This window comes from uncultured Gemella sp., assembly GCF_963519265.1.
Lineage (GTDB): Bacteria > Bacillota > Bacilli > Staphylococcales > Gemellaceae > Gemella.
On sequence record NZ_CAUQNQ010000018.1, the window covers coordinates 1 to 22753 of the forward strand.

Annotated in this window: 25 protein-coding genes and 6 tRNA genes; 27 read left to right on the forward strand and 4 right to left on the reverse strand. The window is 29.8% G+C overall.

Annotated features, from left to right (window positions below):
• The 6 genes from tmk to RWN11_RS03430 all read left to right on the forward strand — a co-directional run.
• Positions 1 to 642: dTMP kinase (gene tmk, locus RWN11_RS03405; protein ID WP_314160391.1), on the forward strand; the 642-nt coding region annotated here is incomplete at its 5' end.
• Positions 632 to 1468 (forward strand): DNA polymerase III subunit delta', encoded by an 837-nt coding sequence (locus tag RWN11_RS03410; RefSeq protein WP_314160392.1) that lies wholly within the window; start codon positions 632 to 634, stop codon positions 1466 to 1468. The genes tmk and RWN11_RS03410, both read left to right, overlap by 11 nt.
• Position 1469: 1 nt before the next feature.
• Positions 1470 to 2204: a methyltransferase domain-containing protein gene (locus RWN11_RS03415; RefSeq protein WP_314160393.1), complete on the forward strand. Its 735-nt coding sequence runs from the start codon at positions 1470 to 1472 to the stop codon at positions 2202 to 2204.
• On the forward strand, positions 2197 to 2499 hold the full coding sequence (locus RWN11_RS03420) for a GIY-YIG nuclease family protein (RefSeq protein WP_314160394.1): 303 nt from the start codon (positions 2197 to 2199) through the stop codon (positions 2497 to 2499). Before RWN11_RS03415 ends, RWN11_RS03420 begins: the two co-directional genes overlap by 8 nt.
• On the forward strand, positions 2496 to 3332 hold the full coding sequence (rsmI, locus tag RWN11_RS03425) for a 16S rRNA (cytidine(1402)-2'-O)-methyltransferase (RefSeq protein WP_314160414.1): 837 nt from the start codon (positions 2496 to 2498) through the stop codon (positions 3330 to 3332). Before RWN11_RS03420 ends, rsmI begins: the two co-directional genes overlap by 4 nt.
• On the forward strand, positions 3316 to 3642 hold the full coding sequence (locus RWN11_RS03430; protein WP_314160395.1) for a hypothetical protein: 327 nt from the start codon (positions 3316 to 3318) through the stop codon (positions 3640 to 3642). The genes rsmI and RWN11_RS03430 overlap by 17 nt, the downstream gene beginning before the upstream one ends.
• Positions 3643 to 3737: 95 nt before the next feature.
• Here the strand turns inward: RWN11_RS03430 and RWN11_RS03435 are convergent, their stop codons facing one another.
• Positions 3738 to 5231: a TrkH family potassium uptake protein gene (locus RWN11_RS03435; RefSeq protein ID WP_314160396.1), complete on the reverse strand. Its 1494-nt coding sequence runs from the start codon at positions 5229 to 5231 to the stop codon at positions 3738 to 3740.
• Positions 5232 to 5234: 3 nt separating this feature from the next.
• Positions 5235 to 6608 carry a Trk system potassium transporter TrkA gene (trkA, locus tag RWN11_RS03440; RefSeq protein ID WP_314160397.1) on the reverse strand — a complete coding sequence of 458 codons (1374 nt, stop codon included), beginning with the start codon at positions 6606 to 6608 and terminating at the stop codon, positions 5235 to 5237.
• Positions 6609 to 7194: 586 nt separating this feature from the next.
• Here trkA and dnaG point away from each other — a divergent pair.
• Both dnaG and rpoD read left to right on the forward strand, forming a co-directional pair.
• Positions 7195 to 8985 (forward strand): DNA primase, encoded by a 1791-nt coding sequence (gene dnaG / locus RWN11_RS03445; RefSeq protein WP_314160398.1) that lies wholly within the window; start codon positions 7195 to 7197, stop codon positions 8983 to 8985.
• A gap of 12 nt (positions 8986 to 8997) precedes the next feature.
• Positions 8998 to 10083 (forward strand): RNA polymerase sigma factor RpoD, encoded by a 1086-nt coding sequence (gene rpoD, locus RWN11_RS03450; protein ID WP_314160399.1) that lies wholly within the window; start codon positions 8998 to 9000, stop codon positions 10081 to 10083.
• Positions 10084 to 10352: 269 nt separating this feature from the next.
• Here rpoD and RWN11_RS03455 read toward each other — a convergent pair whose 3' ends face one another.
• Entirely contained in the window at positions 10353 to 10613 is a 261-nt protein-coding gene (locus tag RWN11_RS03455) for an NINE protein (protein WP_314160400.1), read from the reverse strand.
• Positions 10614 to 10937: 324 nt separating this feature from the next.
• A complete protein-coding gene (locus tag RWN11_RS03460) occupies positions 10938 to 11324 on the reverse strand; it encodes a rhodanese-like domain-containing protein (RefSeq protein WP_294683053.1) in 387 nt (128 codons plus the stop codon).
• 120 nt (positions 11325 to 11444) lie between these two features.
• Here RWN11_RS03460 and RWN11_RS03465 point away from each other — a divergent pair, with 120 nt between their 5' ends.
• From RWN11_RS03465 to trmD, 19 genes are all read left to right on the forward strand, one after another.
• Entirely contained in the window at positions 11445 to 12200 is a 756-nt protein-coding gene (locus RWN11_RS03465; RefSeq protein ID WP_314160401.1) for an RNA methyltransferase, read from the forward strand.
• 68 nt (positions 12201 to 12268) lie between these two features.
• On the forward strand, positions 12269 to 13222 hold the full coding sequence (corA, locus tag RWN11_RS03470) for a magnesium/cobalt transporter CorA (RefSeq protein WP_314160402.1): 954 nt from the start codon (positions 12269 to 12271) through the stop codon (positions 13220 to 13222).
• A gap of 22 nt (positions 13223 to 13244) precedes the next feature.
• Positions 13245 to 13451 (forward strand): DUF1146 family protein, encoded by a 207-nt coding sequence (locus RWN11_RS03475; protein ID WP_314160403.1) that lies wholly within the window; start codon positions 13245 to 13247, stop codon positions 13449 to 13451.
• Between the two features lie 20 nt (positions 13452 to 13471).
• Positions 13472 to 14620 carry an AI-2E family transporter gene (locus tag RWN11_RS03480; RefSeq protein WP_314160404.1) on the forward strand — a complete coding sequence of 383 codons (1149 nt, stop codon included), beginning with the start codon at positions 13472 to 13474 and terminating at the stop codon, positions 14618 to 14620.
• A gap of 449 nt (positions 14621 to 15069) precedes the next feature.
• Complete coding sequence (locus RWN11_RS03485; RefSeq protein ID WP_314160405.1) at positions 15070 to 15492, forward strand: cell division protein SepF; 423 nt, start codon at positions 15070 to 15072, stop codon at positions 15490 to 15492.
• Between the two features lie 2 nt (positions 15493 to 15494).
• Positions 15495 to 15773 carry a YggT family protein gene (locus RWN11_RS03490; protein WP_314160406.1) on the forward strand — a complete coding sequence of 93 codons (279 nt, stop codon included), beginning with the start codon at positions 15495 to 15497 and terminating at the stop codon, positions 15771 to 15773.
• Positions 15774 to 15780: 7 nt separating this feature from the next.
• A complete protein-coding gene (locus tag RWN11_RS03495) occupies positions 15781 to 16551 on the forward strand; it encodes a YlmH/Sll1252 family protein (protein ID WP_314160407.1) in 771 nt (256 codons plus the stop codon).
• Positions 16552 to 16832: 281 nt separating this feature from the next.
• Positions 16833 to 17717, forward strand: a complete 885-nt coding sequence (locus tag RWN11_RS03500; protein ID WP_314160408.1) for a phosphate/phosphite/phosphonate ABC transporter substrate-binding protein — start codon at positions 16833 to 16835, stop codon at positions 17715 to 17717.
• Positions 17718 to 17917: 200 nt separating this feature from the next.
• Positions 17918 to 17991, forward strand: a tRNA-Asn gene (locus tag RWN11_RS03505).
• Positions 17992 to 17993: 2 nt separating this feature from the next.
• Positions 17994 to 18081, forward strand: a tRNA-Ser gene (locus RWN11_RS03510).
• Between the two features lie 11 nt (positions 18082 to 18092).
• Positions 18093 to 18167 (forward strand) — tRNA-Glu (locus RWN11_RS03515).
• Positions 18168 to 18197: 30 nt separating this feature from the next.
• Positions 18198 to 18273 (forward strand) — tRNA-Asp (locus tag RWN11_RS03520).
• Between the two features lie 25 nt (positions 18274 to 18298).
• Positions 18299 to 18371: transfer RNA gene (locus RWN11_RS03525), tRNA-Phe, on the forward strand.
• A gap of 26 nt (positions 18372 to 18397) precedes the next feature.
• A tRNA-His gene (locus RWN11_RS03530) sits at positions 18398 to 18473 on the forward strand.
• A gap of 148 nt (positions 18474 to 18621) precedes the next feature.
• Positions 18622 to 18969, forward strand: a complete 348-nt coding sequence (locus RWN11_RS03535; RefSeq protein ID WP_314160409.1) for a thioredoxin — start codon at positions 18622 to 18624, stop codon at positions 18967 to 18969.
• A gap of 215 nt (positions 18970 to 19184) precedes the next feature.
• Positions 19185 to 19922, forward strand: coding sequence for a phosphonate ABC transporter ATP-binding protein (gene phnC, locus RWN11_RS03540; protein ID WP_314160410.1), 738 nt, complete (start codon positions 19185 to 19187; stop codon positions 19920 to 19922).
• Positions 19897 to 21456: an ABC transporter permease subunit gene (locus RWN11_RS03545; RefSeq protein WP_314160411.1), complete on the forward strand. Its 1560-nt coding sequence runs from the start codon at positions 19897 to 19899 to the stop codon at positions 21454 to 21456. Before phnC ends, RWN11_RS03545 begins: the two co-directional genes overlap by 26 nt.
• Positions 21457 to 21487: 31 nt before the next feature.
• Positions 21488 to 21997 (forward strand): ribosome maturation factor RimM, encoded by a 510-nt coding sequence (rimM, locus tag RWN11_RS03550; RefSeq protein ID WP_314160412.1) that lies wholly within the window; start codon positions 21488 to 21490, stop codon positions 21995 to 21997.
• Complete coding sequence (trmD, locus tag RWN11_RS03555) at positions 21997 to 22728, forward strand: tRNA (guanosine(37)-N1)-methyltransferase TrmD (RefSeq protein ID WP_314160413.1); 732 nt, start codon at positions 21997 to 21999, stop codon at positions 22726 to 22728. The genes rimM and trmD overlap by 1 nt, the downstream gene beginning before the upstream one ends.
• The last annotated feature ends 25 nt before the right edge of the window (positions 22729 to 22753 follow it).

Sequence of the window (22753 nt, forward strand, 5' to 3'; positions counted from 1 at the left end):
AGAAAGGTTATTCAAATGAAAGGTAAATTCATAACAGTAGAAGGTTCAGATGGTTCAGGTAAAACGAGCTTTATCAACTTTGCTACAAAGTATTTGAAAGAAAAGGGATATAAAGTTATAACAACACGTGAGCCTGGTGGGACAGAGTTTAGTGAGAAAGTCCGAGAACTACTTTTTGATAGTTCAAATGATATTGATGCTAAAACTGAAAGTTTACTGTTTTGTGCTAGCCGACGTGATCATATTGTAAAAAAAATATTACCACATGTAAATGATGGATATATTGTAATTTGTGATCGATTTGTAGATAGTTCGGTTGCTTACCAATCTTATGGTCGAGGACTTTCTAAACAAGATATTTTAGATATAAATTCATATGCAACAGATAATCTTGAACCGGATTTGACACTATATTTCTGTGTAGATGTTGAAGTTGGACTAGCGCGTACGAAAAACAGAGATGACAATAACCGAATGGATCAAGAAAGTCTAGATTTTTACAAAAATGTTAAACGCGGTTATGATGATCTTTCAAGAGAAAATACTAAACGTATTAAGGTGATTGATGCAAGTGATACTTACGAGAATGTGCAAAAACAAGCACTTGCTATATTGGAAGGATTTTTAAACAATGAACTTTAGTAAAGATACAATTGTAATAAAATCTTTAACAAATACATTAAAAACAGATAAACTATCCCATGCCTATTTAGTAGTAGGTGAGGATAGTTTATATTCTGATGAGTTTATTTTGAGTTTTGTTAAAGCAATTTTTTGTTTAGAAAATAAAGATAAAGAATTTTACAGTTGTGAAAATTGTAAAAATTGCAATAGTATAAATCATGGGAATTATGTTGATTTTTATAAATTATCAAGTGAAACTTCGATAAAGAAAGATGAAATCCAAACATTAAAATCTGATTTGAGCGTTAAATCATTTTATGGTAAAAAGATATACTGGATAAAAGATATAGAAAAAATGACTGAGCAAGCAGCAAACAGTTTACTTAAATTTTTAGAAGAACCTGAAGATGATATTATAGCTATTCTTAGTTGTAAAAATATCAGTGCCATATTACCAACTATTATTTCCCGCTGTCAACAAGTTAAACTAATAGGGCACGGTGAAAATATTGAGATTGAGCAGAATGAAGAGTTAATAAATATTGTTAGAGAATATGTAAAAAGATATATAAGAAAATCTCATCTTGCTAATATTTATCTATTAGAAAAATTAAAAACTAAAGATGAAGTAGTAGAGTTTTTCAAATATTTAAATATGGAAGTTTCTAAGTGCTATAGTGAAGTAACCGTAAGTGATGTTGTTAATCTTAGTAAGGTACAGGAAAAAATACTTCAAGCACTAGCAGACTTGAATGGGAATGTTAATGCAACATTAGTGCTGGAAAAATTTGTCTTTACGGTTTTATTGGATAATAATAATTTAGAATTTTTAACGAGAGGTTAGTATGGAAGATAATTTAAGAGTTGATATAGTTTCTAAAAATTTTAAAATATTACAAAAAGTAGATCATTATAGTATGTCAACGGACTCTTTTTTACTACCATATTTTACCAATGTGCCGAGAAGTTTTAAAAAGAATATTATAGAACTTTGTAGTGGGAACGGTGGTATCTCGATAATTCTTAGAGAGAAGTCCGATGCAAAGATAGAAATGTTAGAAATTCAAGAAGATTTAGTTGAACTGAGTAAAAAAAGTTTAGAGTTAAATGAAATTACTAATGTAGCTGTACGAAGTGGTGATATAAAAAATGTAAAAGAATATTATAAACCATCAACATTTGATTACGTAATTTGTAATCCACCATATTTCCCTGTTGAGAATATGCCGAATCAACGTGAAAAGTTTAATCACAATATTTCACGTCATGAATTACTATGTAACCTTAGTGATGTAGTGCAGGCGATTAGATATTTAGTTAAACAAAATGGAAAGTTTGCACTGGTTCATAGAACTTATAGAATAAGTGATATTATCTCTGAATGTGAGAAAAATGGTTTAGCAATTAAGCGAATAAGATTTGTATATAGTAAACCTTCAAGTGAAAATAGTAAAATAGTATTAATTGAGGGTAGTATCTCTAAGGTTAGTGATATTAAAGTAGAACAACCGTTCTATATTTATAATGAAGATGGCAGTTATACAGATGAGATGAAGAAAGTGTACGGAATTTATGAGTAGTTTTATGTATATAGTTGAGTGTTGTGACAAAACTTGGTATACTGGATATACAACAGATATTGTTAGAAGGATAAAAACTCATAATGCCAAAAAAGGTGCAAAATACACAAGGGTGAGGGTACCTGTAAAACTTATATATTTTGAAGAATTTGAAACAAAAAGTGAAGCTACAAGTGCAGAAAGTTTATTCAAAAAACGTACTCGTAGAAGCAAAGAAGAGTATATTTTACTTAATTTGGATACAGAAAAAAGGAAAAAAATAAAAGAATTTAATATGAAAATAAAGGAAAAATAACTATGTTATATTTAGTGGGAACACCAATAGGCAATTTGGAAGATATTACATTAAGAGCTCTTAGAGTGCTAAAAGAAGCGGATATAATAGCTTGTGAAGACACGAGAAATACTCAGAAGTTATTGAATCATTATGAGGTGAAGGGTAAAAAACTACTTAGTTATCATGAGCATAATGAAGATAAAATGAGTGATAAAATAATAGAATACTTAGAAGAAGGATTAGATATAGCATTGGTAACTGATGCAGGAATGCCATGTATTTCAGATCCAGGATATGTACTTGTAGAGAAGGTAAAGCGTGCAGGACTAGATGTTGTTGCTTTACCAGGTGCTAATGCTGGACTTACAGCATTGGTAGCTAGTGGGATAGAATCTTATAATTATACTTTTTATGGATTTTTACCGAGAAAAAGTAAAGAACTTAAGCAAAAGTTAGAAATTATTTTAAGCTCAAAGACAACGGGTATTTTGTATGAAAGTCCACATAGGGTAAAAAATTTAGTAGAAGAGATTGCTAAGATTGCATCAACAAGAAAAATTGCAGTAGCGAGAGAACTTACGAAGATGTTTGAACAAATAGAAACATACGAAGCAAGTGTGATATTAGAAATGTTAGGTGGAGAGATTAAGGAAAAAGGGGAATTTGTTGTTATTATTTCTCCATCAAAAGATGAAGAACATACAGACCTTAATCTTGATGATATTGTAGAAATAATATACGAAAAAGTTCAAAGTGGTGAAAAAAAATCAGAAGCTATTAAAAATACTGCTAAAGAACATGGCATAAATAAAAAAGAGGTTTATAGTTTGTATCATGAAAAATATGATTAGTTTCATAGCTATAAATATATTAATAGTGGTGTTTCTAATTGCCGCAATACATATGAAAATATTTTTCCTACCATTAACATTTTTTGTATTCCTAAATATATATATGATTTATAGAAGAAGTTCAGAGTTGGATAAAAATGAACAGAAGAAAAAAATTATGTTGCATAATGTAAAGAACTCTTTAGGAGTGATACTCGGTTACACAGAAGCGCATAATGATGAATTAATTACTAAAGAAGAACTAGATGAAAGAATTAATGAGGAAATTCAAGAGATAGTTTCAATGATAAAAGACGAGATTTATAAATAGATCTCGTCTTTTTGTATTGATTGATAAAAATAGGGGTGATTCGACAAAATAGATTTCCCGGAAACTTTGATTTTTGAGGCATTTCTACCAGTATATTATTCAATGGAGTTATTAATAATTCTTTGATTTTCTCTAGATTTTTTTCTGCGTTTTTTCCAAGTGTTAGCAGAGAAGAATACTATTAGTGGCATTAATTCCAAACGTCCTAGTAACATTGATACAGATAAAACCATTTTTGTAAAGTACGGTATTTCTGAGAAGTTACTCATAGGACCGTAGTGATTGAATGCTGGTCCAGCATTACTGATTGATGTCACCGTTAAAGAAATAGCATCTTCAAAGTCATTAATTTGGAATGTTATCAGGAATAAAATAATAACATAGACAAATCCGAATAATAGAAGATAGTTAGACAATGGAGTAGTATCTTTAACTACTTTACCATCTATCTTGAACATTGTTATTTTTCGTGGATTTAGTGCTTTACTTATACTTTGTTTAGCATTTTTAACGAAGAAAATTAGACGTGGAATTTTAATTCCTCCGGCAGTACCACCAGTACAACCACCAACAATCATAAGAATTAGTATTATCATTTTAGAAAATACAGGCCAAATATTAAAATCGTTGTAAGTGAATCCAGTAGTCGAAACAACTGACGAAACGGTAAAGAATACATCCAGCAAACTATGATTAGGAGTATCGTAAGAACGATAAATATCTAAAAACATAATTATAGAAAGGATAGATATCATACCGAAAAACCATTGTAACTCTTCGCTTTTTAGTATTTTAAAGTATCTCTTAAAAATTACAAAATATATTAAGCTAAGATTCATAGAAAAAATCAGCATAAAAATAGCTATAACTACAGTAATGTATGTACTATTATAATATGCTATTCCGGCATTTTTCACAGCGAATCCTCCAGTTCCAGCTGTAGAGAAGGCTAGATTTATACTATCAAAAACTCCGATTCCACCTAGTAATAATAAAAAGAATAAAATTACTGTAAGAGCAATATATATCCCGTATAGGTAGATTGCAGTCTGCTTCATTGAAGATACTACTTTACCGAAGTATGGACCAGGGACTTCAGCTTTTGCTATATGAATAGTATGAGGTGAACGTGGGAGAATTGCTAATGCAAACACGATAACTCCCATACCGCCGATGAAATGTGTAAAACTACGCCAAAATAACAAACTCTTTTCTATTGATTCTACATCTTGTAATATAGTTGATCCTGTCGTAGTGAATCCACTAACTGTCTCAAAGAAACTATCTATATAATGTGGAATTTCGCCAGATAAATAAAATGGAAGAGCTCCAAGTATAGAAAAGATAATCCATGTTAGAGTTACAATTACATATCCTTCTCTCTTATAAAAATCACGTTCAGTAACATCTTTTGTTAAAAAGTGTAGTGCTAAAGATAGAGTAAAGCATATCAAAATAGTGATAATAAAAGAATTGATAATATGTCTAGGTTCATGATAAATAAGTGATACAATAGTAGGTAAAATTAGTAATGCTGCTAGAAGCATAATCATCTTACCAACAACGTGAAAGACCATTTTAAAATTCATAGATTACCTCCTTGCAAGAATATCATCGATATGTTCAAGTTTATGTTCATAACTTACTACAACGACATTGTCATTTACTTTTATCTCATCGTCACCATTAGGGAAGATTTGTTTATTATTACGTATGATAAAAGCGATAAGCATATTGTTGTTAATATCGAGATCTTTAAGTTTAGTTCCGATAACTTTGGCATTTTCACTTGTTATTTTAAATTCAATAACTTCAGCTTTATTATTAGCTATGCGATAATAGCTCTCTATATCTGAAGTCGTTCTACCTTGTAATGATTTAGTGTATTTTTTAATTATATTTCCTACGATTTCTTTAGGTGTAATGTATGAATATTGACCGATATCTTCTGCTATTTGTTTTAGTGAAGCACGATTTACTTTTGCTACAGTTTTTTTTATACCTAGTTTATGTGCGTATAGATTAATTATAATATTCTCCTCATCAAGTCCTGTAAGAGAAATACAACTATCAAATGTTTGGATACCTTCTTCGATTAGTGTATCTCTGTCACTTCCATCTGCCCAAATAACATCTATTTCAGGGAAGGTTTCGCTTAATGATATGGCTTTTTCCTTATTAATTTCTATAATTTTAGTATAAAACGATGCTTTTTGTAGAAATTCTACGAGATAATAAGCTATTTTACCAGCACCAATAATTAAGGAAGAAGTCACTTTTTTCTCTAAGTTATTCTTATTACCTAAAAGTTTGTAGAAGTTTTTTAGGTTTTTATTAGAGGCGGTGATATGGACTTTATCGCCGACTTCAAAGACGTAATTACCACGAGGAACAAAGACTTCTCCTTGTCTTTCAACAAGGCATACTAAAGAAGGAAAATCAATAGTTTTTTTGCTTTCGATAAGAGAGACTCCGTTAAGAACGCTGTTTTCGCTTATTACTACCTCTAAAATATTAAACTGATTATTTGAAAAACTTTCTACTTTTGTAGCTGTAGGGTATTTCAGCATATAGAAAATTTGTTTTGCTGCTTCGTACTCGGGATTAACCATAAGATCAATTCCTAGAGATTGTTTTAAAAATTCTTTTGTTTTAGAATATTCTGGATTACGTATCCTTGCGATTGTGTATTTTGCTCCCATTTGTTTAGCGGCTATGCAAGAAATCATGTTTATTTCATCACTCGTAGAAACGGAGATAAACATATCTGTATTAGGTGCATCAGCTTCTAAAAGGATTTCCGAGTTTGCACCGTTACCGATTAAGCCGTTAATGTCATATGTTTCAACGAGTTTTTCCACACGTAGTTCATTTGTATCGATAATTGTTACTTCATCAAATGTGTTAGAAAAATCAGCGCAAAGAAGTTCGCCGACTTTACCACCACCGACTATAATTACTTTCACTTTAATACTCCTTTTTTAAATGATATTCTTATTATAACCTAAAATATGATAAAATGCTATAAGCTTATAATTTTGTAGTAAGTTAGTAAAAGTAATGGGTAAGATAATTGGGAATGATTCAAAAATTGTGATTGCGAGAAACAAGATTTTGTCGAGTCACTGCTCACAGTAGTTTATTAGATATCTAAAAAGCTTTTATAGAGCGAATTTAGATATTAACAAACCACTGGATCTATGAGGTTTCAAATAATTTTTTTAAAAAAATTTAGGATTTTGGGGTACCCTTATAATAATTATATAAATTTATTGTTTAGATACAATTATTCTTTTGGTAGTTCGATTAGGAAGATGAGATTGGCAGAGTAGAATTATCGATATAAGTAGGTTCATTATTAAGTTGTAATTTATAGAATTAATAAGAGGTGAAAATATTAAAATATTATAGAATAGTACTATTTATATTTGGTGTAGTTCTACAAATTTTTAATTATACTATATTAAAATAATTTAGTTTATGTTATAATTAATGTTGGGAAATAATCTTCTCATTAAATTTCAATGGTTAGTAAAAAAGGAGGAGCACAAGGTGGCGAAAATATCTAAACAGGATATCGACTATATTTTTGATAATATTGATATAGTTAGTCTCGTTAGTGAATACGTAAAATTAGAAAAACGCGGACAAAATTACTTAGGATTATGTCCATTTCATAATGAGAAGACACCATCTTTTACGGTCTCACCTGAGAAAAAAATAGCCCATTGTTTCGGATGTGGTAAAGGTGGAAATATATTTCAATTTGTATCGCTAATAGAAAATATTACATATAATCAAGCAATCGTAAAGCTAGGAACAAGGTTAGGACTGGATATAGAGTCAAATAATAATAAAGAAGAGAGTTACGATTTAAATAATGAACTTGATATAATGTACTATGGACACAGGCTTTTAGCAGATTATTTTAATTATATCCTTCTAAATACAAAAGAAGCAGAAGATGCGCTTAATTATTTATTAGATAGGGGATTGAGTGTAGATGTTATTAAGCATTTCAATATTGGATATGCGCCCCGTGAAAACAATATTGCTTTAAACTTTTTTAACTCGAACAAAATCAATTTAGATTTAATGGTTGAAGCGGGACTATTAGGAAAAAATGATAATGAAGATTACTATGATGTCTTTAAAGATAGAATAATGTTTCCTATAAAAAATAATCAGAATCAAGTTGTAGCATTTTCTGGAAGAACTATGTCTACGGATAAGAGTGTTCCAAAATACTACAATACGCACGAAACGAAAATTTTTGAAAAAAGAAAAGTTTTATATAATTTTTCAGACGCACGCTCATTTATAGCTAAAGAAAATGAAGTGATATTATGCGAAGGGTATATGGACGTTATTAAAGCTCATCAAAATGGCATAAAAAATGCTGTAGCATTAATGGGGACAAATATAGATAATAATAAATTAAAAGAAATTTTATCACTTGTAAAAAAAATAACTCTTAGTTTAGATAATGATGAAGCGGGTTCTAAAGCACAAATAGAAATTGGAAATAGAATTATCGAGACAACGGATAATGTTTATAAGTTAAAATTTTCTGGTGCTAAAGATTTGGATGAATTTTTAACTGAAAAAAATTCTAAAAATCCTGATTTTGATGTTGAAAATTATTTAAGAAATAATAAAGAGCACTTTATTAATTATAAAATTGAATATTGTAAAAATGATTCAAAAACTAATATTGAACAACGTATTAAATATAAAAATGAACTACTTGTTAATATTGCTTATGTAGAAGATGAATCACTGAAATACATGTTACTTACCAATTTGGCAGAGGAGTTCGGAATCGAGCGACAAGTTCTTCTTAAAGAATTAGGTAAAGTAAATGTGAAAAGAAAAAGAGCGGCAGAAGAATGGATAGCGCCAGCCAATCCAGAGCTGTTGTTTAGAACGACTAATTATGACAAAAAGATGTGTAGATTATTTAAATACTTTTTTGTCGATAGGGCGTTATTTGTTGAAAAATATAATGATTTAGAGAAGTGTCAATTCCCTCAAGAAGTTTTTGTGAATCTGATGGATTATTTGGTAATTTATTATAATAATAATTTGGAATTCCATATTCATAAATTTATACACAGTATTGAGGATGAAGAAGTAGTAAGGCTTGCAACATATATAGATGAAACAGATTTTTTAATTGAGGAGAATCCAATATCAGATGTTGTTGGTGATTATATACGATATTTCTCAAATAAACAAGTGACATTAAAAGAAATTAAAGATAGGCTAAGAATCGCTATTCAAGAGATGGATATTGAAGCTCAAAAAGAATTGTTGTTGCAAGTTAAAAATTATAAGAAGTAGAAGGAGAAGAACATGGTTAAGAAAGCAAAAGATTTTGAAACGATTAAAAACGAATTGTTAGAAAAAGGTAAAAAACAAGGGGAGTTAACTCAAGAAGAAATAGTTGAATCATTGTCGAAATTAGATGTTTCTTCAGAGACTATGGATGATTTCTATGAAGAGTTAAATAATGAGGATATTATCTTGATTAATGCCAATCATGAAGAAGAAGAGGAAGAAGAGCTTGATCTTGAAGATTTATCAGTTCCAGCAGGAATCAGAACTAATGATCCTGTAAGAATGTACTTAAAAGAAATCGGGAAAGTTCCTCTATTATCAAAAGAAAAAGAATTAGAACTTTCTAAAATTATCGAAACAGGAACAGAAGAAGAAAAAGAACAGGCTAAAAAAGATTTAGCTGAAGCCAATTTGCGTCTTGTAGTAAGTATTGCAAAACGTTATGTAGGACGAGGAATGTTATTCTTAGACTTAATCCAAGAGGGTAACATGGGGTTAATCAAAGCTGTAGAAAAATTTGACTACTCAAAAGGTTTCAAATTCTCTACATATGCAACTTGGTGGATTCGTCAAGCAATCACTCGTGCTATTGCAGACCAAGCTAGAACTATCCGTATCCCAGTTCACATGGTTGAGACTATTAACCGTCTAATTCGTATTCAAAGACAATTACTTCAAGATTTAGGTCGTGAACCAAAACCTGAAGAAATTGCCAAGAAAATGAATATGACTCCAGAAAAGGTACGTGAGATTTTAAAAATAGCTCAAGAGCCAGTTTCGTTAGAAACACCAATAGGTGAAGAGGATGATTCACATTTAGGAGATTTTATCGAAGATAAAGAAGCCCAATCTCCAGTAGAGCACGCTGCAAATGAATTACTAAAAGAACAACTAGAAGAGATACTAGAAACACTAACTGATCGTGAAGAAAATGTTCTAAAATTACGTTTCGGTCTAAAAGATGGTAAGACTCATACTCTAGAAGAAGTAGGTAGTGCGTTTGGGGTAACTCGTGAACGTATTCGTCAAATTGAAGCAAAAGCTATCAGAAAATTAAAACACCCATCGAAGTTGAATAAACTAAAAGGCTTTATGGAGTAGGTTTAACAGGTGTTGATATAACAAGGATATGACGACTAGAGATTTCTCTAGTGGGCAAAAAGTGGGCAAGAAAAAATATTCTTATAAAATATAAGAAAAAATAAGGTTAAAAAGTTAACACAGCTCATATGATAACATATAGACGAAGTGGTTTATTGATATCTAAATTTGCTTTATAAAAGCTTTTTAGATGTCTAATAAGCTGTGAGGGGGGTGACTCGACAAAATCGATTTCTTCGAAATCGAGATTTTGTCGAGTCACGCTTTTTTTAGTAGTGGATAAATATATCACCGTGTGCATTTGCTGGTTTAAATAGTGTTATGATAAATGTGAAGAAAGCTATGATTGATGGAATGAAAGTCCAACAAAATAGCAGGCATAGTATTCCTTTGAAGTTTTTTCCTACATAAAAGTATTGAATACCGAAATGTCCTAAAAATAAAGTGATTAATAAGAATACCACTTTATTAACATATCTCCCAGGAATATATCCGCGATTATTAGTAGGATCATAATAATATTTAGTCATTGATAGACCTCCATTTTGATTGACCCAAAAGTCCTAAATTTTAACAAAGTGTATATGATAACTCCTAGACGCAGTGGTTTATTGATATCTAAATTCGCTTTATAAAAGCTTTTTAGATATCTAATAAACTGTGCGGGGATGACTCGACAAAATCGATTTCTCCGAAATCACGATTTTTAAGTCACTCCCATAAAATATTATAGTATTCAACAGGGGGGATTAACGTGGAAAATATTTGTAAGTAGGTTAATCATCTGTGAATTTTTAATATTTTAGACAAATAAAAAATACCTAGCATTATAAATAAACTAGGTACTTTAAAAATTATCGTTTTGTTTTAAGGTTTTCTTTCCAATCTTGAAGACCATTTTTTAGCATATAAACGTTTGTATAACCATTCTTTTTAAGAGTTAAAGCAGCACGTGGAGCTAAAGTCCCGTTTTTATCGCAAAGATAAATAGGTTGGTCTTTTCTTAAAGATGTATATAAGAAATTGAATTGAGAAGAAGGCATGTTACGTGCCCCGTTAATGTGAGCATATTTGAAATCTTCTTTTTCTCTAACGTCGATTAATTGAACTTTTCTAAGATTTTTTCTGAATTCTTCATAAGGAAGTTTTGTAACAGCACCTTTTAATCTGAAGTAATTAAATAGCCCAACTGCTCCTAAAACAACCACTAAAACTATTGTTGATAGTAAAAATGATGACATAATGAACTCCTTTTTATTATAATATTTGTAAGTGAATTATATCATAATTTGAAAATTTGTTCAACATTGATTATAATTAGTATGAATGCTAAAAATATAAAATAAATAATTGGAGACAAAATGATAACATCGGTTGGAAATAAAAAAATAAAAGATATTCAAAAACTAAAAGAGAATAAAAATATAAAAAAACTAGGTAAGTATTTAGTTGAAGGTAAACATCTAGTTGAAGAAGCATTAGAAGCTAATGTGGTGGAAGAAATTATCGTTTCAGAGAGTTTTGAAGATTATAATATAGTAGATACTTTTGATGGTGATTTAATAAAAGTTGCTGATAGTATTATGAAAAGTATATCTGGTACAATTACTACACAAGGTATTATAGCTGTTTGTAGTATTAATAAAAAAGAATTAGATATTAATAAATACAGTAAGGTTCTTATTTTGGATAAGATTCAAGATCCAGGGAACTTAGGAACAATTATAAGAACGGCAGATGCATTTGATTTTGATTGTATTATTCTCGGTAAAGGAACTACAAGTTTATATGGGCAAAAGGTTATTCGAAGTACACAGGGGAGTAATTTTCATATAGATTGTTTTGATAATATAGATTTGTCTGAATTAATTGATGAAATGCAGAATTTCAATATTTTTGCAACTAGTTTAAAAGCGGATAAATATATAGAACAGCTAGACAATATTACAGGAAAAGTTGCGGTTGTTTTTGGTAATGAAGGTGCAGGAGTAAGTGAAGAAATTTTGTTAAAAGTAAATAATTTACTTAAAATTTCAATGCCAGGTCGAGCGGAGAGCTTAAACGTTTCTATCGCTGCTGGGATTGTAATGCACTATATTTCTATTAATTTAAAATAATAAATTTACTATTTATAATAAGTGTGGTATTATTGTAATTGTGAAAATAATGAGAGAGGTGAAATCTAATGTTAAAAACTATAGCAGTAGATAAAAAAGGAAATATCCTAACTGATGTTGATTTAGAAAGACTTAAAGAGCAGGATATAGCATGGTTCTGGGTCGATTTTGATACTCCTACGCGTAGTGAAATCAACTTGTTAACGACATTCTTTAAGTTCCACGAACTTTTAATTGAAGACTGTTTAACACTTTTACAAAGACCAAAAATTGAAATTACAAGACAACAAATATTCTTAGTATCACATGTATTAAAAAATATAGATGATGACTATGAAACTCTAAATATGTTTGTCGGAAAAAATTATATTGTAACGTTTCACCTCTCACATATACGTTACGTAAACAAAATTATACCAAAAATATTGCAACGTGGTGCAGAATATTCACCTTTACATGTTATGCACATGCTTGTATCAGAAATAGTAGAGGGATATATCCCTATAATTTCAAAAATCGAAAATCGTCTTGATGAAATTGAGGAAACAGATTCATATACTTCTGGAAGTAAAATTATGGATGAGGTATTTGATCTTCGAAGTGATTTGTTAAAACTTCGTCGTGGATTACTACCAATGCGTGAGCTTATTCATAGATTTTTAGTTTCACGTCGTGTAGAGATGACAGATAACGATAGAAAATATTTCCACGATATTTATGATGATCTTGTTCAACAGACAGAGATAATTGAAGCAAACCGTGAGTTAGCCAGTGATATTCGTGAAAACTTTATGACATACAACTCACTTAAATCTAATAATATTATGATGACCCTGACTGTTATATCTACGATTTTCTTACCATTAACCTTCATAGTAGGATGGTACGGTATGAACTTCAAATATATGCCAGAATTAGAATGGCAATATGGTTACTATATTGTTGTGGCGATTATGCTTGGTATCGCGTTTGGTATGTTGTGGTTCTTCAAGAAAAAAGGTTGGCTTGATATGTTTAAATAGTATTATCAAGTAGGTTGAAATAATGAATATTTTTAAATTAATGATTTTATTTTTTATGATATTACTTGCGAATTTTTCAATGATACGAATAGATTTTGGGAAATTCTTCAAGAAAAATAGTACAAGAGAAATTAAAGTTTTTGTGATATTAATCTCTTTTGCACTAGGATATTTAGGATATATGACAATTATTACAATTTATGAATTATCGTTAAATTTTGTAAAATAATTTAATAGAAAGGGAATTGTATGAATAAAGAATTAGAAAAAAATAAAAAAGAATCAAGATTAGAAAAGTCCCGCGAAGATAAATTGCTAGCTTTTATAGGTGGTAAGTTTATAATTTACATACTATTAATAGTTATTTTGCTGGGAATAGCTATATATCTTTATACTGAAATATCGTATATATTTACACCGATAAATACGATAGTTTCAAGTATAATCACTCCTATAATAGTTGCGTATGTATTTTACTACATGTTGAATCCGTTGGTGAATTTCTTTGAAAAGAAAATGTCAAGGTTTATAGGTAGTTTGCTTGCGATATTCGTCGGAATAATTACTATTCTAATTGTAATTATCGGAGTAGTTCCTATTATTGTAGAACAAACACAGAATTTAATTACTTCGTTGCCAAGATATATAGAAATAGTTAAAGGGTACTTAGAAATGTATTCTGATAATGCATATGTACAGGTGGTTGTGGAATATGTAAATAATAATCTTAATGTTTCTAAGATAAGTGAAAGATTAGTAAGTATAGCTACATCTGTTGCTCAAGGAGTAGTATCCTCTATTTCTTCTACTGCTTCAGTTTTAGTTACTATGCCTTTTGTGTTATTCTTTTTATTAAAGGATGCATCGCATTTTAATAAATTTGTGATTAGTTTATTGCCGAAAAAACTTGAACAACCTGTAGCTGAAACAATTGATGAAATTGATGAAAAAGTCGGTTCATATATCCAAGGGCAAATGTTAGTTTCTCTTTGTATCGGGGTTATGTTATTTTTTGGCTATAATATAATAGGATTACATTATTCCTTTTCATTAGCTACTATAGCGGCTTTTTTAAGTATTGTGCCTTATCTTGGACCAGTTATCGCTATAACACCAGCTATGTTGGTTGCGGCTTCAACAAGTTGGGTAATGATAGTTAAAATGCTTGTAGTATGGGGAATTGTGCAGTTCTTAGAAGGAAATATCATTTCTCCAAATATTATGGGAAGAAGCATGAATATGCATCCACTTACTGTAATCTTTGTGATTCTTATTGGAGTTAATATTTCGGGAGTAGTTGGTGCTATTTTAGGGATACCAGTATACTCGATTTTAAAAGTGTTAGTAGGTAAATTATTACTTTCAATTAAAGATAGATATAACAAATTCTATGGTTAATAAATAAGAAAGTGCTGACTCAAAAGACTCAAATTTTATTGGAAAAGTTTATTAAGAACTCATATGCACTGTAGGTTTATTGATATCTAAATTCGTTTCGTGAAAGCTTTTCAGATATCGAATAAATTTTGCGGGAGTGATTCAACAAAATTGATTTCTTCAAAATCATAATTTTTGAATCACTCCCTTTTTCTTTTTGAATGTAAAAATTAAAATTCGAAACTGAATTTTTTTCTGCTACGAATTTATTACATAACCGAAACTTAGTTGATAAGTTTTTATTAGTACTACAAAATAAAGTGTGGAGAGAAATAATATTCTTAAAAAGTGAGTTCGAAATATTTAATTTAATCTTTTTTTACAAGTGTTTTTAAGTTTATTACTTTATAAATTATGACTTCCATGCTATAATAATATAGTTAAATATAAGTAAGTTGAGGTTTGAGAATATGAGTATGATGAAAAAATTCAATAATCTTTTCGTAGGCGAAGAAGATTTTGAGGATGAAGTAGTAGAAAAAGAACAAGTAAGACAAGAACAACCGAAGCCAAAAGCGGTGAAAAAGGAGACTTCAGTGGCAAGTAAACAAAATGTACAAAGTCAATCAACAGGAAGAACTAATAACGTGATATTAACAGAACCGTTAGTATTTGCAGACAGTAAAGATATTGTAGATGATATTAAACGTAATAAAGTGGTGATTATAAACTTAAGTAAATTGGATATTGAAACATCTGACAGATTATTAGATTTTATATCTGGGGGAATTTATGCTTTAGGTGCTCGATTGAAAACTATCGGAGAAGATATATATCTTTGTGTACCAAATGGTGTTGAAGTTTCAGGAGACTTTTACGAAGGAGAGTATTAATTTTGCTTAATATAACAGAATATTTTTGGGTATATAAATTTGTGAAATATTTATTTAATTTTTACGAATATAGTTTGTTAGCGTATATTTTAACTTCTTGGGTACCGCAGATTAAAAATAATATTATTGTAGAATTTTTAGAAGCAATTTGTGAACCGTATCTAAAAGTCTTTAGAAAGATAATTCCACCTTTGGGAATGTTGGATATCTCGCCAGTTGCAGCCCTTGTTGTTTTGAGTGTTATAGAAAATTTAATAATAACATTATTGTTTAAATCATAGTAGTGCCATGAATAAATTAAATTTTTTACAACAGGTATCTGCTGAGCAAAGAGAAGTAGCTGAAAAATTATTGCAAAGTATTAGTTTTGTAGAAAATCGTAATACTGTTACAAAGTTTTTAACAAATTTTGAACAAGTAGTTTTGGGACAAATAGTAGCCTATAACTATAGTGATTTTAAAGTTGAGTATTTCGGTGGTTTTAGCGATGCAGAGAGAAAAAAAGCTAAGATTATTTCTAATGAATACTACGATATGAACTATGATATTGTTTGTTTAAAGGCAAAATTCAATAATAAATTTAACAAAGTAGAACATAGAAATATCTTAGGGGCAATCCATAATCTGGGGATTAATTTCAATAGATTTGGAGATATTATTGTCCTAGAAGATGTGGTTTATATTTTTGTAGATGAAGAAATTGCTGATTTTATAGCTATGGAATTTACAAAAGCAGGAAGAGTAAATCTAAAGTTTGATAGAGTGGATTTGACTAATGTTCAAATTGAAAAAAAATATGAAGATTTTGAGATAGTGAGTTCATCTTTCAGATTAGATTCTATTGTGGCTAAAATTACTAATAAATCACGTAGCAAAATTAAAGAATTTCTAGAACAAGATTTCATAAAGTTAAATCATGTTGTTTATAGGAATGGAGAGAAAATTTGCAATACAGATGATATTATTTCAATTAGAAAATACGGAAGATTTGTAGTAAAAAACTTTAAACAAAATAAAAAAAGTTTAAAATATAGAATAACAATTTCAAAATTAGTATAAAGATGGGGATGCCTTAAAAGTCCGAACATTTAATAAAGTTCATATGATAACTCATAGATGCAGTGGTTTATTGATATCTAAATTCGCTTTATAAAAGCTTTTAGATATCTAATAAACTATGTGGGGTGACTCGACAAAATCTTGATTCTTCAAAATCATGATTTATGAGTCACTCCCATTTTTTTATTGCTAATTTATGAGCGTTTTCATTTTGTTTAAGGAAATAATGTGATATACTTTGTTGTATAAAACAAAATATATACAAATATGAGGTAAATAAAATGAAAAAAATATTATTAACTATTTTTTCTTTTTTATTGGTATTTTCTTTAATTGGATGTTCTCAAAAAAGTACAACAAAAGAAGAAAAAGTTTTAAAACTTGGAGTAGTTCCAAGTAGTAATAGTGAAAAATTAGTAGATGATCTAACTCCATTTGCTAAAGCACTGGGTGACAAATTAGGAATGAAGGTAGAAGTCTTTACAGCGAGTAGCTATATAGGGGTTATTGAAGGAATAGGTAGTGGAAGTGTAGACTTTGGTCTAGTTCCTCCTTTTTCAGCAGTTCTTTCTAATAAGCAAAGTAACACAAAAAATCTTCTTGTGGGAAGAAGTACTAGTGGTAAACCAGGTTACTTTGCAGAAGTTTTTGTTAGAAAAGATTCTAATATAAAAAGCATAGCTGATTTAAAAGGTAAGAAAATAGCCTTTGTCGATCCATCTTCAGCTTCTGGTTATATTTATGCGGGAGCTATGGTGAAAGAAGCTGGTATTGATTTAGAAAAAGATATCCAGTATCAATTTAGTGGCGGACACGATAAAAGTTTACAATTATTACTAAATAAAGATGTTGATGCTGTGGCAAGTTATGAAAATGTGATTAGAAAATATACTAAAGAATTTCCAACTTTAAAAGAGGATATTCACCCAATCGCTAAAAGTGAATTAATCCCAGGGGTAACAGTAGTTGCATCAAATAATCTTGATGAAGAAACTCAGAAAAAAGTTAAGCAAGCCTTATTAGAAATTCAAAATGATAAAGAAACTATACAAATATTAACAAATTTATTTAGTATTACAGGTTTTGAAGAACCAAATAATGACGCATATAAAGCTATAGAAAAAATCTCTGAAAAAATGAATATAGACTTAAATAAAGTTAAGTAATAAGGATAACTAGAAAATAAGTTTAATTATTTTTAACAAAAACAATACTTTCATGGGGCTCTTAAACACTGATATATCATTGTTTAAGAGCTCTTTATCAAATGGAGATAAAAAAACAGAAAAAAAGTTATACAAAAGTATTGACATTATGTTAATACTTTTGTATAATAAATATTGTTCGTTAGGAACACAAATATTTATCCACAGTAGCTCAGTTGGTAGTAGCATCTGACTGTTAATCAGAGGGTCGCAGGTTCGAGTCCTGCCTGTGGAGTTGGAGTAGTACTCAAGAGGCTGAAGAGGCGCCCCTGCTAAGGGTGTAGGTCGGGAAACCGGCGCGAGGGTTCAAATCCCTCCTGCTCCGTTTTTTTTATTGGCCCGTTGGTCAAGTGGTTAAGACACCGCCCTTTCACGGCGGTAACACGGGTTCGAATCCCGTACGGGTCACCATTTGAATTAATATATTGAGAATAAGAGTTAGGTCCCGTGGTGTAGCGGTTATCACGCCTGCCTGTCACGCAGGAGATCGCGGGTTCGATTCCCGTCGGGACCGCCATTTTTTTATGTAAAAATTAAATAATGCCTCGATAGCTCAGTTGGTAGAGCAATGGATTGAAGCTCCATGTGTCGGCAGTTCGACTCTGTCTCAAGGCATTTTTTTATTTTATCTTAATATTTTGGCGGCTGTGGCGAAGTGGTTAACGCATCGGATTGTGGTTCCGACATTCGGGGGTTCGATTCCCCTCAGCCGCCCCATTTTTAGAATTTGAGCGAAGAAGTAGTGTAAGTACACATTGCTTCTTTTTTATTTTTTAGAATTTGATTACTTTTGTAAGCAAAAAATTAGCAAATTTATTAAAAGAAGAGTAAAATAATATCTATAAAAATATTAGGAGATAAAAACATGGAAAAAACATTTGAAGAATACTTAGAGAATTTTAAAGTTATAGATTCAAAAACTGCTTTTGAGAAAATTGAATCAAGAGAAAAATTTGTATTATTTATCGGGAGATCATCATGTCCATTTTGCAGAAAATTTATGCCAAAATTAAGTGAAGCGGTAGTTTCTAATAAAGTGGAAGCATTCTTTATCGACTCACAAGATTTTTCTGATGCTTCAGGAATTGAATCACTACGCGAAAAATACTCAGTAAGAACTGTTCCAGGTTTATTAGTAGCAGAAGCTGGCGAAGTTAAAGTAGTATGTGATTCTAGCTTATCTGTTGAAGAAATTACATCATTTATTAAATAATGTTTCTACTCGTCTATTTTATGTAGGCGAGTTTTTGTTTTATCTTAATGTGGAAATATTAAGTTAAGTACTAATACGATTAAATATTAAATAAAATGTAATATTAAAATACTGAAAAAAACTATTTTAAGTGATATAATAGTAATTATAAAATTTTACTAACTACACAGTTTGGTCTATTTTATAATTCATTATAAAATTAATGAGGTGATGAAGTGAAAAGCGAAAAGTTAGAAGTGAAAAATCTAATTTTTAATTATGGTGTGAAAAATATATTAAATGATATATCATTTGAAGTTCCTAAGGGGGATTTTGTCGCGATTGTTGGGAAGAGTGGAGCGGGGAAATCGACCTTACTGCGTTGTTTGAACTTGTTGAATAGACCTAAGTCTGGTGAAATCAACATAGCAGGTGAGGATATAATTAATTCTAATAAGTCAAAGTTAAAACTTATCAGAAGAGATATAGCTTTTATATTTCAAGATTACAATGTACTAGATAATTTGTATACTGTTGAAAATGTTTTAACACCATATTTAGTAAAAAAATCTGTCTTGGGTCTTTTATTAGGATATACAAAAAAAGAATATAATGAAGGTGTTGATTTCTTAAAGCAAGTTGGATTAGAGGACGAGGCTTTTAAAAAGTCTAAGTATTTGTCAGGTGGTCAAAAACAAAGGGTAGCCATCGCAAAAGCGTTGGCGCAGAATCCAAAGATTTTGCTAGCTGATGAACCTGTAAGTAGCTTAGACGAAAAGAATACGACACTTATAATGGATACTTTCAAAAAGTTAAATGAACAAAATGGAATTACAGTGCTTATAAATCTTCACGATGTTAATCTTGCGAAAAAATATAGCACTAAGATTTTAGGATTAAAGGATGGAAAAGTTTTATTTTATAAAGATTCTGAGAAGGTGACTAAAGATGAATTTGAAGAACTTTATAATTAAGAAAACAATAACAAGGATAGTGTCAGTCTTTTTTATTACTTCTATTGTATTAATGGCTTATAATCAATATGATACAAAGACTTTTTCACTAGGTTTTAAAAGGATACAGAATCTTCTTGGGCGTATGTATCCTATAGATTTTTCTATTTTACCTGAATTGAAACAGCCAATAGTAGAAACTATTAATATCGCATTATTTTCATCGATATTAGCTTTATGTACGACTTTGTTATTATTACCAATTCTAACTAATGTACTATTTAAACTTAAGGTAATTCCAAAAATATTTAGTGCGATATTCTCTGTTTTTAGAACTATGCCATTTTTAATAATCGCAGCTATATTAGTAAGTTTATTTAGTACTGGAGTATTTAGTGGTTTTGTGAGTATTTATTTAATAAATATTCTAACATCAGCTAAGTTATTGAAAGAATATGCAGAGGAAGTCGAGATTAAACAGTTAGAAGCTATGGAATCATTAGGAACTTCAAAATTTATTATTTATAAAAATGCGATTTTGTCTAATCTTAAGCCCCAAGTTATCTCGGTATACTTTTTAACTTTGGAATCAAGTATCCGTGGAGCAAGTGTTTTAGGATTAGTTGGAGCAGGTGGAATAGGTCAAAGATTATGGCAAGAGCTAAATCATTTAAGATATGATAGAGTTTCTATAATAATTATTACTCTTGTTATTTTAATTTTTGTAATCGATTTAGTGAGTTATTATTTTAGAAATTTACAAAATACTTCTCAGTTAACTTTTGAGAAATTTATTTTTAGAAAGAATTTAGTAAAAGTTGCAATTCCGCTTGTTTTAATAGGAAGTCTGATTTACGTTACTAATTTTATACATATAACACAAGAAAGATTTTTTATTGGATTAAAGCAATTAAAGGTTCTTGGTAATGGTATAATTCATCCAGATTTAGCATATATGCCGAAGATGCTTAGTGAGTTGTTTGTGAGTGTAGAAATTGCTTTTAGTGCAACAATCTTCGCTGCTGTAACGGCTATCTTTACATCGTATTTATCATCGGTGAATCTTTTTGGGAAATACAAAGCATTATCGATGAAGGTGCTAATAAATGTATTAAGAACATTTCCACCAATAATAGTGGCATTAATATTCTTTAGAGGTTTCGGGCCTGGAGCTATTAGTAGTTTCTTTGCATTATATATTTATACAGTTGGTGTTATGACGAAAATGTATAATGAGGTCTTAGAAGGAATTAATAATAATGTATTATTAATGACAAAAAGTCTAGGACTTGGAAGTTTTATTAGTTATGTTAAAATAATATTTAATGGATACTTCCCTGAATTCGTTACTATAGTGTTATATAGATTTGAATCAAATATCAAAAATTCAACTATTTTAGGTATGGTTGGTGCAGGTGGTATTGGACATTTGCTTGTAAATAATATAGAATATAGAAATTGGAATAGAATTTCAACATTATTAATTGGTTTATCGTTATCGATAATTATTATAGAAAATATCTCATACTTTATTAGAATGAGAGTAAAAAAATAATTGAAGAAAATATTAAAACAAGGAGAAATAAATGCGCTTAAAAGTTGGAAAAATTGTGAATACTCATTCTTTAAAAGGAGAGGTGAAAGTAATTTCATCAACTGACTTTGAAGAACAACGTTTTGAAAAGGGTAGTGAATTATTAATAACTAGAGGAAATCAAGTTGTTAAAGAAGTAGTTGTAGAAAGCTACAGAACACATAAAAATAATCTTCTAGTAAAATTTGTAGGAATTGATACAATAGAAGAAGCAGAAAAATTTAAAAATCTACAAATTAAAATTGATTCTGATAATATTGGAGAACTTGAAGAAAATGAGTTTTATTTCCATGAAATTATCGGATGCGAGGTATTTGATGAAAACAACAAATCATTAGGTGAGATAGTTGAAATCCTTACACCTGGTGCAAATGATGTGTGGGTAATAAAAGCAGAAAATGGTAAAGAAATTTTAATACCTTACATTGAAGATGTGGTTAAGGAAATTGATGTTACTAATAAAAGAATTGATATCGAAGTTATGGAAGGATTAATTGACTAATGAAGATTGATATATTAACGCTGTTCCCAGATATGTTTGATTCATTAAATCATTCAATCTTAGGAAAAGCAAAAGATAATAAGTTATTGGATATAAATATAGTCGATTATCGCAAATTTTCTGGTAATAAACATAACCAAGTAGATGATTATCCATTCGGTGGAGGTCAGGGAATGGTATTGAAACCAGAACCGATATTTAATGCTGTTGAGAGTTTAGATAAAACGGATAAAACACGAATAATTTTACTTTGTCCACAAGGTGAGAGATTTAGTCAGAAAAAAGCGGAAGAACTTTCAGAAGAAGAGCACTTGATTTTCATCTGTGGTCACTACGAAGGATATGATGAAAGAATTAGAGAATATCTAGTAACGGATGAACTTTCTATTGGTGATTTTATCTTAACAGGTGGAGAATTTGCGGCGATGACAATGGTTGATAGTATCGCACGCCTTGTTCCAGATGTTTTAGGGAAAGAAGAATCTCACAAGGATGATTCGTTTTCAACTGGTTTATTAGAATATCCGCAATATACACGTCCGAAAGATTATAAAGGGATGGTCGTTCCTGATGTGTTGACAAGTGGTCATCATAAAAATATAGAGATTTACCGAAAAAAAGAAAGCCTTCGAAGAACGTTGACTAGACGACCAGATTTACTGGAAAACTATGAATTAAGTAAAGAAGAATCCAAATTACTTGATGAAATAAAAAAAGAATTAAAAAATTAACATAAAATAAATGACATAACTGTAT